This is a genomic window from Sphingomonas metalli, from assembly GCF_014641735.1.
In the GTDB taxonomy this organism is placed as follows: Bacteria; Pseudomonadota; Alphaproteobacteria; order Sphingomonadales; family Sphingomonadaceae; genus Sphingomonas; species Sphingomonas metalli.
This window is the reverse complement of the sequence record NZ_BMIH01000001.1, coordinates 428562-441325: the sequence shown is the minus strand read 5'-3', so window position 1 is coordinate 441325 and position 12764 is coordinate 428562. Positions and strand designations below refer to the sequence as shown.

Genomic DNA, 12764 nt, shown 5'->3' with positions numbered 1-12764 from the left:
CGGCCGCCAAAATTCCGGCACCGGTCAGGCGGCGATGTCGTAGGGCTTGATCTCGCCGGCGAGGTAGAGGTTGCGCGCCTTGGCACGGCTCAGCTTGCCCGAACTGGTGCGCGGCAGGGTGCGTGGCGGAATCAGCTCGATCACGCAGTTCATGCCGGTGACCGAGCGGACCCGCTCGCGGATCTCGTCGCGCAGGCGCAGCCGCTCCGCCTCGTCGCTGCTGCGGCACTGGACCAGCACCGCCGGCGTCTCCTCGCCGCCGGGCGTCGTGATGGCGAAGGCGGCGATGTCGCCGGCCTTGAAGCCCGGCAGCTGCTCCACCGCCCATTCGATGTCCTGCGGCCAATGGTTGCGGCCGTTGACGATGATCATGTCCTTGGCGCGGCCGACGATGTAGAGATAGCCGTCCGACAGATAGCCCATGTCGCCGGTATCGAGCCAGCCATCGGCCATGCACGCCTCGGTCGCGGCGGGATCGCGGAAATAGCCGACCATCACCGACGGGCCGGCGCACCAGACCTTGCCGATCGCGCGCTCGGGCAGCGGCGTGCCGTCTTCCTCGCGAATCTCGACGCGCATGTCGCGCACCGGCTTGCCGCAATTGACGATCGCGCGGAACCGCTGGGGCCGGCGGCCGTCGCGGTCGCCGCCCGACAGCTCGGTCTCCTCGACCAGCTCGACGCGGATACCTTCGCCCGGCGGCATGATCGAGACGGCGAGCGTCGCCTCGGCGAGGCCGTAGCTGGGCAGGAAGGCGCTGGCCTGGAAGCCGGCATCGGCGAAGGCGTCGACGAACCCCTGCATCACGTCGGGCCGGATCATGTCCGCGCCGTTGCCTGCGACGCGCCAGCGCGACAGGTCGAACCGGTCGGACGCGCGGGTCTGCGACGAGATCCGCCGCGCGCAGATGTCATAGCCGAAGGTGGGCGAGTAGGAGAGGGTGGTGCCCTGGTGCCGGCTGATCAGGTCGAGCCAGGCGAGCGGACGGCGCGCGAAATCCTCGGTCTTCAGATAATCGGTCGAGACCTGGTTGGCGACCGGCGACAGGAAGCAGCCGACCAGACCCATGTCGTGATACCAGGGAAGCCACGAGACGCAGCGGTCGCTTCCCTGGATCGCCATGCCATGGCTGTGGGCGGCGAGGTTGTTGAGCAGCGCCCGATGGGTGATCGCGACACCATGGGGGAAGCGGGTCGAGCCGCTGGAATATTGCAGATAGGCGATCGCCTCCGGATCGGCGGCGGGCAACGGCGCATCGGGGGCGTCGCGCCCCGACAGCTCGGCCCAGTCGATCCCGGCGACCCCGGCTTGCGCCGCGGCCTCGCCGGCCATGGCGGCCAGTTCGGGAGGATAGATCAGCATGACCGGGTCGCAGCTGCCGAGCTGGACCTTGAGCTGGTCGATATAGGAATCTCGCCCGCCGAACGAGGTGGGAAGCGGCAGCGGCACCGGCCAGGCACCGGCATAGACGGTGCCGAAGAACAGCGCGGCGAATTCCGCGGAAGTCTCGGCGACGAGCGCGATGCGGTCCTCGGGCTTCACCCCGGCGGCGATCAGGCGGCGGGCGGCCGCCAGCGCGTCCTCGCGCAGCTCCGCGAAGGGATAGGGGCGCACCAGCGTGCCGCGCGCATCGTGGAAGTTGAGACCGCGCACGCCGGTGGCGGCATAATCCAGCGCCTCGCCCAGCGTGGCGAAGTCGGCGAAGCGGCGGGGGAGCGCGTCCTCGGTCGGCGTGCCATTGGGCGCGGCCGTGATGGGCGTGTCGGTCGTCATCGTCTTTGCCTTCGCATCGGTCTTCGTTCGGGGAGCACGCGGAGGTGCCCGTTTCCCTCTCGGCAACCTATGTGGCACAATCATGGCCGATGTCACAGCCGCGTCATTCTCCTGTCCCTCTCGACGCCGCGGCGCTCGACCGGCTGGCGCTGCGCTATGTCGAGCGCTTCGCGACCACGCGGGGCAAGCTGGCCGACTATCTGCGCCGCAAGATGCGCGAGCGGGGCTGGCAGGGGGAGCCCGCGGATCCGGAGGCGATCGCCGCACGGATGGCGGAGCGCGGCTATATCGACGATCGCCTGTTCGCCGAGGCGCAGGCCCGTTCGCTGACCCGCCGGGGACTGGGCGCGGGGCGGGTGGCACTGGCGCTGCGCCAGGCGCGGGTCGGCGAGGCGGATGCCGCCAGCGTCGCGCCGGCCGTGGCGGCAGCGGCGCTCGACAGCGCGCTCGCCTTCGCCCGGCGGCGGCGGATCGGCCCCTTCGCGGCCGCCCCGGCGGAGCGACCGCAGCGCGAGAAGCAGATCGCCGCCATGGTCCGTGCCGGCCATGGCTTTGCCCTGGCTCGCCGTATCGCGGCGGCGGCACCGGGCGACCTGTCCCAAATAGATGCGGAACTCGCGGCGGGATGTTGCGATGAGGATGAACCGTGCTAACCATAAGGGGTCAGGGGTGACGTAATGCGGGCGCAGGCGCAGCATCAGGACTATCCGGCCGATCCGGTGCGTGATGCGCTGCCGGTGTCGGGTGTTATCAAGTGGTTCGACGTGACGCGCGGGTTCGGCTTCGCGGTCGCGGACGATGCCGCGCTGGGCGACGTGCTGATCCATTTCAGCGTGCTCCAGCCGCATGGCCGCCGCAGCCTGCCCGAAGGTGCGCGGGTCGAGGCGCTCGCGGTGGAGCGGGGACGCGGCTATCAGGCCAGCCAGATCCTGACGATCGATCTGTCGCATGCCGTGGCCGAGCCGGCGCCCCGAGCCCGGGCGGCGCCGGACCGGATCGACCCGGTGGCGCTGCTGGATACGGCGGGGCCCTTCGAGCCGGCCCGTGTGAAATGGTTCAACCGGCTGAAGGGCTATGGCTTCCTCGTCCGCGCCAGCGACGGTGCGGACGTGTTCGTCCATATGGAAACGCTGCGTCGGGGCGGGATCGTCGAGGTGGAGCCGGACCAGTCGCTCCGCGCGCGGATCGTCGATGGACGCAAGGGCGCGCTGGCGGTGGCGGTGGAACAGCCGGCGTGACAGCGAACCGCTGGGCGGTATCGGCCGCCCTGATGCTGGCGGCGTGCCACAGCCCGTCGCCCGCGCCCGATGGCGTGCAGCTGGTGCCGGTGACGATCACCTCCGCGTCGGGCCGGCATCTGTTCCGCGCCGAGGTGGCGAGCACCGCCGAGGCGCAGGCGAAGGGGCTGATGTACCGGACCAACCTGGCGCCGGACTTCGGGATGTTGTTCGCGCCCTATCCGCCGGGCGGCGGTGCACCGCGCTCCGCGAGCTTCTGGATGAAGAACACGCCGAGCCCGCTCGACATCATTTTCATCCGCGCGGACGGCACGATCGCCTATATCGGCGAAAACACCATCCCCTTCTCGCAAGCGCCTGTCGAATCGGGTGAACCCGTGGCCGCGGTACTCGAGGTACCCGGCGGGCGGACGGCCGAGCTCGGCATAGCGCCCGGCGACCGGGTCGCCTGGCCGCGTCTTCCTGCCACACCGGCGGTTGCTGGCGGCGCGCCGGCAGGGTAAGCGCTGGCCCATGGGCATCAACGTCAATCCCTTCACATGGTGGAACGGCGCCAGCTGGAGCACCTGGTTCTACGGCCTGCGCGGCATGACGCGCGTGGGTGAGGACTCGCTGGGCAACGTCTATTACGAGGGCGGCAGGAACACGAGCGGCGCGCCCCGCCGCTGGGTGATCTACAACGGCTCGAACGACGCCAGCCGGGTGCCGCCCGAATGGTTCAGCTGGCTGCACCACCATATCGATGGCGCGCCCGACGACGCCCTGCCGCCGCAGCGCGCCTGGCAGAAGCCGGCGGTGCCCAACATGACGGGCACGGCGCTCGCCTATCGTCCCGCCGGTGCGCTGGAAAAGGGCGGCAAGCGGGCCGCGGCGACGGGCGACTATGAAGCATGGACGCCAGAGGGATGATACGCTGGCTGGCCGTGGCCCTGGGGGTCGCGGCACTGCTGGCGGGCGGCTGGTTCGGCTGGCGCGCCCTCGACCGGCCCGCCGCGACCGGACCGGTGCGGACGGCGCAGGTGGTGCCCGAAGGGGTACCCGACGATATCGAGACGGTCGCGACCGGCGGCCCGGCGACGGTGCCGGGCACGACGCCGATGGCGCAGCGCGTCGCCGTGCTCGGCTTCCTCAACAAGCGGAACGGCGAGGCGCGCGAGCTGACGCTCAAGCCGGGCGGTGCGGTGCGGATCGGCGACGTGGTGGTGCGCCTGTCCGCCTGCGACCGGACCGCGCCCTGGGAGGCCGATCCGCTGACCGGCGCCTTCGTGCAGATGGACGTGCGTGGCGCCGACCGGCAGTGGCGGCGGGTATTCTCAGGCTGGCTGTTCAAGGAGCGGCCGTCGCTCAACGTCGTTCAGCATCCCGTCTACGATGTCTGGGCCAAGAGTTGCACGATGTCCTTCCCGACAACGGGCGAGGAGACCGAGTCGGTCGCCCCCAAGCGCTCGAGCGCGCGGAAATCGCCGACGCCCGCGCCGTCGAGCGCGGCAAAGGCCGTCGATACGCCGAGCCCCGACAGCGCCTCGCCCAGCAACGCCACATAGCGCGCGCGCGGTATCTCGACCGCACCCAGTGAGGCGAGATGGGGAGTCTGGAACTGGCAGTCGAGCAGGGTGAAGCCGCCCACGCGTAGCCGCGCGACGAGCCATGCCAGCGCGACCTTGGAGGCATCGGTGGCGCGGCTCACCATGCTCTCGCCGAAAAAGGCACGGCCAAGCGCGAGCCCGTAAAGACCGCCGACCAGTGTGTCGCCATCCCAGCATTCGATCGAATGAGCCCTGCCGCCGCGATGGAGGTCGAGAAAGACCTGCTCGATGCTGCCGTTGATCCATGTCTCCGGCCGATCGGCGGCGCTTTCCGCGCAGAGCCGGATCATCGCGGGGAAAGCGCGGTCGGCGGTCACCCGAAAGCGGTCGGCGGCGATCGTCTTGCGGAGCGAGCGGGAAAGGCGGAAACCGTCCAGCGGCAGGATCGCGCGGCGGCGCGGCTCAACCCAATAGACCCCGTCCGCCTCGCGCGCATCCGCCATTGGAAACACGCCCACGGCATAGGCGCCGAGCACGATCTGCGGGTCGAGGCGGTCCATCACTGCGGTCAAGGTGGCGGGAGCGGCGGGAGAGGGCAAGTGGTTGAGGGACGGAGCGCTTAGGGCGCGACGGGATGATGAGCCGGGCGTGCCGAACGATGTCGAAGCGCGGAAGAGTCTGAGGCCTTACCTGCGATCGGGGCGACCGACGAGCGCCTGGTCCGGGTAGCCGGCATCGGCGCCTCTGCAAAATTCCTTCGTCATGCCGAACCCGTTCCGGCATCCACGGTTCCGCAAAGGCTCAAGCCATCGATCGTGCGGCACGGTGGATCCCGGAACACGTCCGGGATGACGAGGGAAAGAGGGCGCTGTTGCGACTCTCGCGGAGGCGGGCGAGAAAATACCCGTCCGGAGCATCCTCCGGACGGGTATGATGTGGGTCCGGTCGGCCGGTGCCGCGAAGGTGCGCGGCGACGGCCGGGATCGTCAGTCGTGGCAGGTCAGCGCGGACTTGCCCGGCAACGTCACCTTCACGCTCTTCTCGTCGCCCGAGACGGTGGTGCCATTCTCGCCGACATAGGGCTTGCCGGCCTCGGGCGCGACGAGCTTGATCGGATCGGCCTTGGCCGGGGCGCGCAGCATGATCTGCTTGTCGCCCTGGAAGAAGGTGATCGCCACGAGCGAACCGTCGCCGCAGCGCAGCGACTTGTCGGCGCGGATCGCGGGCGGCAGCTCGGCCTTCGGCGCGGTGGCCAGCTTGTTCTGCAGCGGGTCGGGGTTGGTCACGACCACCTCGGGCTGCGAGGGCTGCGAGTTGCAGGCGCCGAGCGCGAGCAGCGGGGTGAGGATGAGGAGGGAGAGCTTCGTCATAGCGCGGATGCGCTTCGCCGCTGCGCGTTACAGCGTCAAGACATCGTTTGCTGCAATAGCAAAATTGTCCGGCAAAGCCGCGCTTCTGTGCGATCAAGCGCGCGTCGCTTGGCCCGCCGTGCCCGGCTGCCTATGTGGCGGACATGCCCATCGTCCCCGACACGCTTTCGCTCATCGGCCATACGCCGCTCGTCCGGCTCAAGGGGCCGAGCGCCGAGGCCGGCGCCCATATCTTCGGCAAGTGCGAGTTCGCCAATCCCGGCGCTTCGGTGAAGGACCGGGCGGCGCTGTCGATCGTCGAGGAGGCCGAACGGCAGGGCGCGTTGCAGCCCGGCGGCACGATCGTGGAGGGCACGGCGGGCAATACGGGGATCGGCCTGGCGCTGGTCGCCAACGCCAAGGGCTATCGCACGATCATCGTGATGCCCGAGACGCAGAGCCGCGAGAAGATGGACACGCTGCGCGCGCTGGGGGCGGAGCTGGTGCTGGTGGCGGCGGCACCCTATTCGAGCCCCTGCCACTTCGTGCATACGTCGCGGCGCATCGCCGAGGAGACGCCGGGCGCGATCTGGGCCAACCAGTTCGACAACATCGCCAATCGCCGCGCCCATATCACCGGCACGGCCGAGGAGATCTGGACGCAGATGGAGGGTCGGATCGACGGCTTCACCTGCGCCGCGGGCACCGGCGGAACGCTCGCCGGTGTCGGCATGGGACTGAAGGCGCACGATGAATCGGTGGTGATCGCCCTGACCGACCCGCACGGCGCGGCGCTGTTCAACTACTACGAGCACGGCGAGCTCAAGGCCGAGGGCTCGTCGGTCGCTGAGGGGATCGGGCAGGGGCGGATCACCGCCAATCTGGAGGGCGCGCCGATCGACACCCAGTTCCGTGTCGGCGACGACGAGGGCTATTATTGGGTGCGGCGGCTGCTCGACGAGGAGGGGCTGTGCCTGGGGCTGTCCTCCGGGATCAATGTCGCGGGGGCGGTCGCGCTGGCGCGGCGGCTGGGCGAGGGAAGCCGCGTCGCGACCATCCTGTGCGACACCGGCTTCCGCTATCTCTCGACGCTCCACAACCCGTCCTGGCGGCAGGAAAAGGGGCTGGTGGAGCCGGCGTTCCCGCGCGGGGGTTGAGACCGGCACGACGAATGGTTATGTTTGTCGGACCAGATGGACGTTCGGCCTGAACCTTCCCAGCCGATCCAGCGCATCAAGGTCGGCGTGATCGGCCTGTTGGCGGTGGTGGTGCTGATCGCGATCGCCAGCGCGATCATCAGCAGCGCGACCCGCGAGGCGCCCGTTGCCGGGTCCGCCCAAGCGAATTTGGTCGCCGAGATCGCTTCGACCAACGATGCCGCGCCGATGGGATCGGGCGAACCACTCGCCGAAATGGGCGTCGCGCCGAGCAGCGCCAACCTCGCTCTGCCTGCCACGACTCCGTCGCGCTAGGCGAGGGTGACGGGGCCAACTGGCGGCCGCGTCCCTACAGGGCGTGGAAATGCCGGCCTTGCGGCTCCGTCCATTGTCCCGTTTCAGTGCGTTGTTCCGATGGATCCTAAAGCCCGCGCTTGGCGAGGTATGTTGATCCAGATTACCTGCGCTGCGCCGCAGCATGGTGCGGCGACCCGGAGCCGACATCATGAAGATCTTTGCTCAAGTTGCTGTTGCGCTGCTTCTAGCCGGTGCGGCCGCACCGGCCATGGCGGGGACGTTCCTCTGGACCGAAGTCGAGACGGATTATTACGGCACGAAGGGCGTCTTCTACAAACAGGATCGGCTCGTCCGCAGCGATTATGGTGTGTTTGGATCCAGTAACGGAGAGCAGACATCGCGCGCCTATGGTGCGAAGCCCTCGCGCATCGATCTTCCCACCGTCACCAATCCGGCTACGACCGCCTCTGCCTATGTCGACCTCGCGCACGGCAAGCTCGGCGCATCGGTGACCGATAAGGGCGCCGGCCCTGAGGGCTATGCGAACAGCTCTGTCCGGGCGGAGGCGAGCCTTGAGGACGATCTGATCTTCACCGCAGCGGGTGCGGGTGCAGATACGGTGTCCAGCTTCGACTTCGAGATGGGGCTGCACGGCAGCTTTGCCGGAACGGGTAGCTGGATCGCGAGCGGTTCGTTCAGCGAGCCCAACGAGCCCGCCCGAACCAGCTTCAGCTTCAGTGGCACCAGTTTCGCCGATCTGACAGACCGGACGGCGAAGGGCAGCATCAGCTACACCGCGCGCTCCGCCGATGAGGCGATCGTCCGTGGCAAGGTCTCCTTCACGGGCGACAGCTGGAGCACGCACGTGATCTTCACCCTGCGGGCACTCGCCAGGGCGCTCGGCGACGGATCGCAGTCCGGCTTGGCCGATCTGGGCAACACCGCGACGCTTCGCTTCGCGCTGCCGACAAACGTGACGATGACCTCGGCCTCGGGGCAATTCCTGACCGATGTCGCACCGGTCTCATCGGTGCCGGAACCGGGCAGCTGGGCGCTGATGCTGACGGGCTTCGTGCTGGTCAGCGGCGCGACGCGCCAGCGCCGCCGTCGGTTTGCGAAATCGCGCTAAACCGCGCCATATCCGCTCAGAAGCGATCGTCATCCCAGCGCAGGCTGGGATCTCCAGCTATAGCGCGAGGAAAGGACCGCCCGGCGCCCCGGCGTATGCCGGGGCGACGATCCCCCGTGGCGAATTAAGCTTCAAAGCGCGTGAATTCCCGAAAAATCGCCTGCCGACTCGATGGCGTGCTCGCCCGTGCTCCGGGGTCCGGAGTGCCGCGGCGGCGGCGATATTCCTGATCTGAAACAGCTTTGACGCTCGCGTCGCGGACCCGTCCCGCGACGCGACAAGGGCGTGACCGCGAGATCCCTCGACCTGCCGCGCGATCACCGTATTTCCCCTCAAATCCCCAAAAATCCCGTTGCGAGCCCAAGTCGCGGATGGTACGTGCAGGTTAACTTCCGGGGCGATCTCCGATGGGTGTGTTCTGGCGTGGAGCGTGGCGATAGCTGCTTTCCGCGATGGGACCGGGCGTGCCGGAAGGGGCTGGAGTTGGCGCGTGACAAGGGGGCGATATCAGGGCGATGGCATCGGTCTTGTCGATGACAAGGGACGGGTCGCCATACCGTCTGCCCTGCGCACGACGCTCGCCGCCAATGCCCCCAAGGCCGATGGCAAGACGGGCGGTACGATCGTGATCGGCGCGCACCAGAAGAACCCGTGCCTGATCGCCTATGATCCCGGCTATCTCGATATCCTCGCCGCGCAGCTCGACAAGCGCGAGGCGGAGAATACCGCGCCGGACGGTGAGTTCGACTATAATATCAAGCGCGCGGCCGCGTCCGGCGAGGCGGTGCCGTTCGACGGCTCGGGCCGTTTCATCATGCCCGCCTTTCCGCGCTTCTATGCGGGCATCGGCGAGCACGCCTTTTTCTACGGCGTGCTCGACTATATCGAGATCTGGGACCCCCGGACGCTGATCGACACGCCGGACATGCCGCGTGTAGTGAAGGCGATGGCGCAGTTTCACATGGCGCAGAAGGGGATAGCCCTGTGATGGACGCGATGGCGACCGATCCCCGGAAATCCCCGGCCGTGCCGCACATCCCGGTGCTCGGCGCGGAGGTGGTGGACGCGCTGGCGCCCCGGCCCGGCGAGACGATGGTCGATGCGACCTTCGGCGCGGGCGGCTACAGCCGCGCCATGCTGGCGCGCGGCGCGCGGGTGATCGCATTCGACCGCGATCCCGACGCGATCGCCGCCGGACGCGCGCAGGCGATCGACGGGCTGACGTTGATCCATGCCGATTTCTCGACCATGGAGAGTGCGCTGGCGGAACTGGGCGCGGCGCAGGTCGACGGGGTGACGATGGATATCGGCGTCTCGTCGATGCAGCTCGACCAGGCGGGGCGCGGCTTCTCCTTCCAGTCGGACGGTCCGCTCGACATGCGGATGAGCCAGGAAGGGCAGAGCGCCGCCGACTTCCTGAACGAGGCCGACGAGGACGCGATCGCCGACGTCATCTACCGCTATGGCGACGAGCCCAAGTCGCGCCGGATCGCACGGGCGATCGTTGCGGCGCGCCCGCTGGCCCGCACCGCCGAGCTGGCGGCCGTCGTGCGCCGCGCGCTGGGGCACAAGCCGCATGACAAGAAGGATCCGGCGACCCGCACCTTCCAGGCGATCCGCATCCATGTAAACCGCGAGCTGGACGAGCTGGCGGAAGGGCTCGCCGCGGCGGAGCGCGTGCTGAAGCCGGGCGGTCGGCTGGCGGTGGTGACCTTCCACAGCCTGGAGGACCGGATGGTGAAGCGCTTCCTGCGTGACCGGTCCGGCGGCGCCCCTTCAGGCTCGCGTCATCTGCCGCAGGCCAGTGCGGGCGCGGCACCCAGTTTCGATTCGGTCGGCCGCGCGGTGCGGGCCGGCGAGGCGGAGGTGGCGGGCAATCCCCGCGCACGCTCCGCGACCCTCAGGACGGCACGGCGCACGGCGGCCCCGGCGTGGCAGCAGGAGACAGGACTATGACGGCGGCGTATCGGTTGCGGGGGATCGGCTGGTTCGGCGGTTGCGTGGCCGCGGTCCTCGGCTTCTACCTCGTGTCGCTGCACGTCGCCGGCGAGCGCAAGAAGCTCGATCTGGTCAACCGCCGCATCGCCGCGGCGGAGCGCGACATCCGTGCGCTGGAGACGGAGTTCGACACGCGTGCGAACCTCGTCCAGCTCGAGAAGTGGAACGGCGACACGCTGGCGCTGACGGCCCCCGTCGCGGGTCAGTTCGTCAGCGACGAGGCGGCGCTCGCCTCGGTCGACGTGTCCGCGCCGCTGCCGGGTGCGCCGTCGCAGGGTCTGCGTCAGGCGGCGCTGGTCGTGCCGTCGGGGACGGGCCAGCCCGTTCGCGCCATGACGCTGGTCGCCGCCGACGCGCCACGCGCCGCCGTCGCCGCGGTCGCGGCGGCCACCGTCGCCAAGGTCGCGGCGGTGTCGACGCCGGTCTCGACCCGGGCGACCGACATCGCCGTGGTCCGCGCCGCGGCCGCGGTGGCGAAGGTCCGGCCGGAGGCGGTGGCCGCCCTTGATCGTAAGCTCCTGTCCGATTCGACGCTCGGCGCGATCCTGTCCGGCGCCCGCACCGAGGCGGGCCCGAAACGTTGACGACGCTCGTCGCCCGTCCGGTCGCGCATCGCGGCAGCGCACAGGCCCGGCATCAGCTGGTCGCGACCGCGCATATGCGGTTGATGATGATGATGCTGCTGTTCGCGGCGGCGGTGCTGCTGGTGCTCGGACGGCTGGCGATGCTCGCGGCCTTTTCGGGTTCGGAGGCGGAGGCGCGGGCGGCGGCGCTCGCGGCACGCGGCGACATCGTCGACCGCAACGGCGCGCCGCTGGCGCGGACGATCGACGCCTGGACGATCGCGGTCCACCCCAAGAAGCTTATCGGCGACCCGATGGAGATCGCGGCCCGGCTTGCCGCGCTGATGCCCGATCGCGGCGACCAGGCCTGGTTCTACCGCCAGCTGACCAAGGACGTGTCCTTCACCTATCTGCAGCGCCGCGCCAGCCCGGCGCTGGTCGAGCAGGTCAACGCGCTGGGCGAGCCGGCATTGGTCTTCGCGCGCGAGACGCAGCGCCTCTATCCGCAGGGCACGATGGCGGCGCACGCGCTGGGCTTCCTGTCGACCGACGGGCACGGGATGAGCGGAATGGAGCGGGTGCTCGACGAGCGGCTGGCCAACCCCGCCACCGCCGGCCGGCCGGTCGCCCTGTCGCTCGACACCCGCGTGCAGGCGGCGCTGGAGAGCGAGCTCGGTCGCGCGATGGCGACCTTCTCCGCGCGCGGGGCGGGCGGGATCGTGCTGGACGTCGACACCGGCGAGGTGATCGCGATGGTGTCGCTGCCGACCTTCAATCCCAATCGGGTCGGCATGGCCGGCAGCGAAGAGCTGCGCAACATCACCACGCAGAGCGTGTTCGAGCTGGGCTCGACCTTCAAGCCGATCACCGTCGCCACCGCGATGGAGAACGGCGTCGTCACCTCCTTCCAGCGCCGGTTCGACGCGACGCATCCGCTGCAGGTCGGGCGTTTCACGATCCATGACGAGCGGGGCGATCCGAAGCGCTGGCTGAACATGGCCGAGACGCTGATCTACTCGTCGAACGTCGCGACCGCCCGGATCGCCGATGAGGTCGGGCCGGAGCGGATGCAGGCGATGTTCCGCAAGTTCGGCTTCGACACCAAGCCCGATATCGAGCTGCGCGAGAAGGGGCGGCCGCTCTGGCCGGGCTATTGGGCGCGTACGACGACGATGACGACCGCCTATGGCCATGGCATCGCAGTGACCCCGCTGCACCTCGCCTCGGCCTATGCGGCGCTGGTCAATGGCGGGATCTGGCGGCCGGCGACGCTGCTGAAGGTCGAGCCGGGCCAGGCGCCGGCGGGACGGCGGGTGATCAGCGAGGGCACCAGCGCGCGGATGCGGCAGATGCTGCGCCTGATCGTGCAGCGCGGCACCGGGCGGAAGGGCGACGCGCCCGGCTATCGCGTCGGCGGCAAGACCGGCACCGCCGAGGCCGCGGTGGCAGGCGGCTACGACCGGTCGCGCAACGTCGCGACCTTCGCGGCGGCTTTCCCGATGGACCAGCCGCGCTATGTGGTGCTGGCCATGCTCGACTCGCCCCTGGGAACGAAGGAGACTTTCGGGTGGAAAACCGCTGCCTGGAATGCCGCCCCCGTGGTCGGGCGCACCATCTCGCGCGTGGGCGCGATGCTGGGCGTCGTGCCGGACGAGAACCGGGACATCGACGTGTCCGACATCGTGCCCACCCTGTGGCAGGATCCCAGCGCCAAGCCGGCGAACGACAATTGAG

Annotated in this window: 14 protein-coding genes and 1 pseudogene; 12 read left to right on the top strand and 3 right to left on the bottom strand. The window is 69.5% G+C overall.

Going from position 1 to position 12764, the window contains the following annotated elements; genetic code table 11:
- Window positions 1–24 precede the first annotated feature (24 nt).
- Window positions 25–1773, bottom strand: a complete 1749-nt coding sequence (locus tag IEX18_RS02475) for a fatty acyl-AMP ligase (protein ID WP_188657069.1) — start codon at window positions 1771–1773, stop codon at window positions 25–27.
- An 89-nt stretch (window positions 1774–1862) separates the two neighbouring features.
- On the opposite strand from IEX18_RS02475, the gene IEX18_RS02470 reads away from it, so the two are divergent.
- From IEX18_RS02470 to IEX18_RS18790, 5 genes and pseudogenes are all read left to right on the top strand, one after another.
- Complete coding sequence (locus tag IEX18_RS02470) at window positions 1863–2426, top strand: RecX family transcriptional regulator (protein WP_188657068.1); 564 nt, start codon at window positions 1863–1865, stop codon at window positions 2424–2426.
- 24 nt (window positions 2427–2450) lie between these two features.
- Complete coding sequence (locus tag IEX18_RS02465) at window positions 2451–3011, top strand: cold-shock protein (protein ID WP_188657067.1); 561 nt, start codon at window positions 2451–2453, stop codon at window positions 3009–3011.
- A gap of 32 nt (window positions 3012–3043) precedes the next feature.
- Window positions 3044–3514: a DUF192 domain-containing protein gene (locus IEX18_RS02460; RefSeq protein WP_188657798.1), complete on the top strand. Its 471-nt coding sequence runs from the start codon at window positions 3044–3046 to the stop codon at window positions 3512–3514.
- 10 nt (window positions 3515–3524) lie between these two features.
- Window positions 3525–3920 (top strand): NADH:ubiquinone oxidoreductase subunit NDUFA12, encoded by a 396-nt coding sequence (locus IEX18_RS02455; protein WP_188657066.1) that lies wholly within the window; start codon window positions 3525–3527, stop codon window positions 3918–3920.
- Window positions 3902–4342 (top strand): annotated as a pseudogene (locus tag IEX18_RS18790) (DUF2155 domain-containing protein); the annotation flags it as partial. The gene IEX18_RS02455 and the pseudogene IEX18_RS18790, both read left to right, overlap by 19 nt.
- A gap of 35 nt (window positions 4343–4377) precedes the next feature.
- Here IEX18_RS18790 and aat read toward each other — a convergent pair.
- Together aat and IEX18_RS02440 are read right to left on the bottom strand one after the other, a co-directional pair.
- Window positions 4378–5097 carry a leucyl/phenylalanyl-tRNA--protein transferase gene (gene aat, locus IEX18_RS02445; protein ID WP_229664315.1) on the bottom strand — a complete coding sequence of 240 codons (720 nt, stop codon included), beginning with the start codon at window positions 5095–5097 and terminating at the stop codon, window positions 4378–4380.
- Window positions 5098–5523: 426 nt separating this feature from the next.
- Window positions 5524–5907 (bottom strand): hypothetical protein, encoded by a 384-nt coding sequence (locus tag IEX18_RS02440; RefSeq protein WP_188657064.1) that lies wholly within the window; start codon window positions 5905–5907, stop codon window positions 5524–5526.
- 143 nt (window positions 5908–6050) lie between these two features.
- Here IEX18_RS02440 and IEX18_RS02435 point away from each other — a divergent pair, with 143 nt between their 5' ends.
- The 7 genes from IEX18_RS02435 (at window position 6051) to IEX18_RS02405 (ending at window position 12763) form a co-directional block, all read left to right on the top strand.
- Complete coding sequence (locus IEX18_RS02435; RefSeq protein ID WP_188657063.1) at window positions 6051–7043, top strand: cysteine synthase A; 993 nt, start codon at window positions 6051–6053, stop codon at window positions 7041–7043.
- 36 nt (window positions 7044–7079) lie between these two features.
- Window positions 7080–7358, top strand: a complete 279-nt coding sequence (locus tag IEX18_RS02430; protein WP_229664314.1) for a hypothetical protein — start codon at window positions 7080–7082, stop codon at window positions 7356–7358.
- 190 nt (window positions 7359–7548) lie between these two features.
- Window positions 7549–8469 carry a PEPxxWA-CTERM sorting domain-containing protein gene (locus IEX18_RS02425; RefSeq protein WP_188657062.1) on the top strand — a complete coding sequence of 307 codons (921 nt, stop codon included), beginning with the start codon at window positions 7549–7551 and terminating at the stop codon, window positions 8467–8469.
- Window positions 8470–8959: 490 nt separating this feature from the next.
- Complete coding sequence (locus tag IEX18_RS02420) at window positions 8960–9457, top strand: division/cell wall cluster transcriptional repressor MraZ (RefSeq protein ID WP_188657061.1); 498 nt, start codon at window positions 8960–8962, stop codon at window positions 9455–9457.
- Window positions 9457–10425, top strand: coding sequence for a 16S rRNA (cytosine(1402)-N(4))-methyltransferase RsmH (rsmH, locus tag IEX18_RS02415; protein WP_188657060.1), 969 nt, complete (start codon window positions 9457–9459; stop codon window positions 10423–10425). Before IEX18_RS02420 ends, rsmH begins: the two co-directional genes overlap by 1 nt.
- Complete coding sequence (locus IEX18_RS02410; RefSeq protein WP_188657059.1) at window positions 10422–11051, top strand: hypothetical protein; 630 nt, start codon at window positions 10422–10424, stop codon at window positions 11049–11051. The genes rsmH and IEX18_RS02410 overlap by 4 nt, the downstream gene beginning before the upstream one ends.
- Entirely contained in the window at window positions 11048–12763 is a 1716-nt protein-coding gene (locus tag IEX18_RS02405) for a peptidoglycan D,D-transpeptidase FtsI family protein (RefSeq protein ID WP_188657058.1), read from the top strand. The genes IEX18_RS02410 and IEX18_RS02405 overlap by 4 nt, the downstream gene beginning before the upstream one ends.
- The last annotated feature ends 1 nt before the right edge of the window (window position 12764 follow it).

Bases quoted from the DNA above. Each gene is read 5' to 3' on its own strand.
- IEX18_RS02475 (WP_188657069.1), bottom strand. From the start codon at position 1,773: ATGACGACCGACACGCCCATCACGGCCGCGCCCAATGGCACGCCGACC.
- IEX18_RS02470 (WP_188657068.1), top strand. From the start codon at position 1,863: ATGTCACAGCCGCGTCATTCTCCTGTCCCTCTCGACGCCGCGGCGCTC.
- IEX18_RS02465 (WP_188657067.1), top strand. From the start codon at position 2,451: ATGCGGGCGCAGGCGCAGCATCAGGACTATCCGGCCGATCCGGTGCGT.
- IEX18_RS02460 (WP_188657798.1), top strand. From the start codon at position 3,044: ATGCTGGCGGCGTGCCACAGCCCGTCGCCCGCGCCCGATGGCGTGCAG.
- IEX18_RS02455 (WP_188657066.1), top strand. From the start codon at position 3,525: ATGGGCATCAACGTCAATCCCTTCACATGGTGGAACGGCGCCAGCTGG.
- aat (WP_229664315.1), bottom strand. From the start codon at position 5,097: ATGGACCGCCTCGACCCGCAGATCGTGCTCGGCGCCTATGCCGTGGGC.
- IEX18_RS02440 (WP_188657064.1), bottom strand. From the start codon at position 5,907: ATGACGAAGCTCTCCCTCCTCATCCTCACCCCGCTGCTCGCGCTCGGC.
- IEX18_RS02435 (WP_188657063.1), top strand. From the start codon at position 6,051: ATGCCCATCGTCCCCGACACGCTTTCGCTCATCGGCCATACGCCGCTC.
- IEX18_RS02430 (WP_229664314.1), top strand. From the start codon at position 7,080: ATGGACGTTCGGCCTGAACCTTCCCAGCCGATCCAGCGCATCAAGGTC.
- IEX18_RS02425 (WP_188657062.1), top strand. From the start codon at position 7,549: ATGAAGATCTTTGCTCAAGTTGCTGTTGCGCTGCTTCTAGCCGGTGCG.
- rsmH (WP_188657060.1), top strand. From the start codon at position 9,457: ATGGACGCGATGGCGACCGATCCCCGGAAATCCCCGGCCGTGCCGCAC.
- IEX18_RS02410 (WP_188657059.1), top strand. From the start codon at position 10,422: ATGACGGCGGCGTATCGGTTGCGGGGGATCGGCTGGTTCGGCGGTTGC.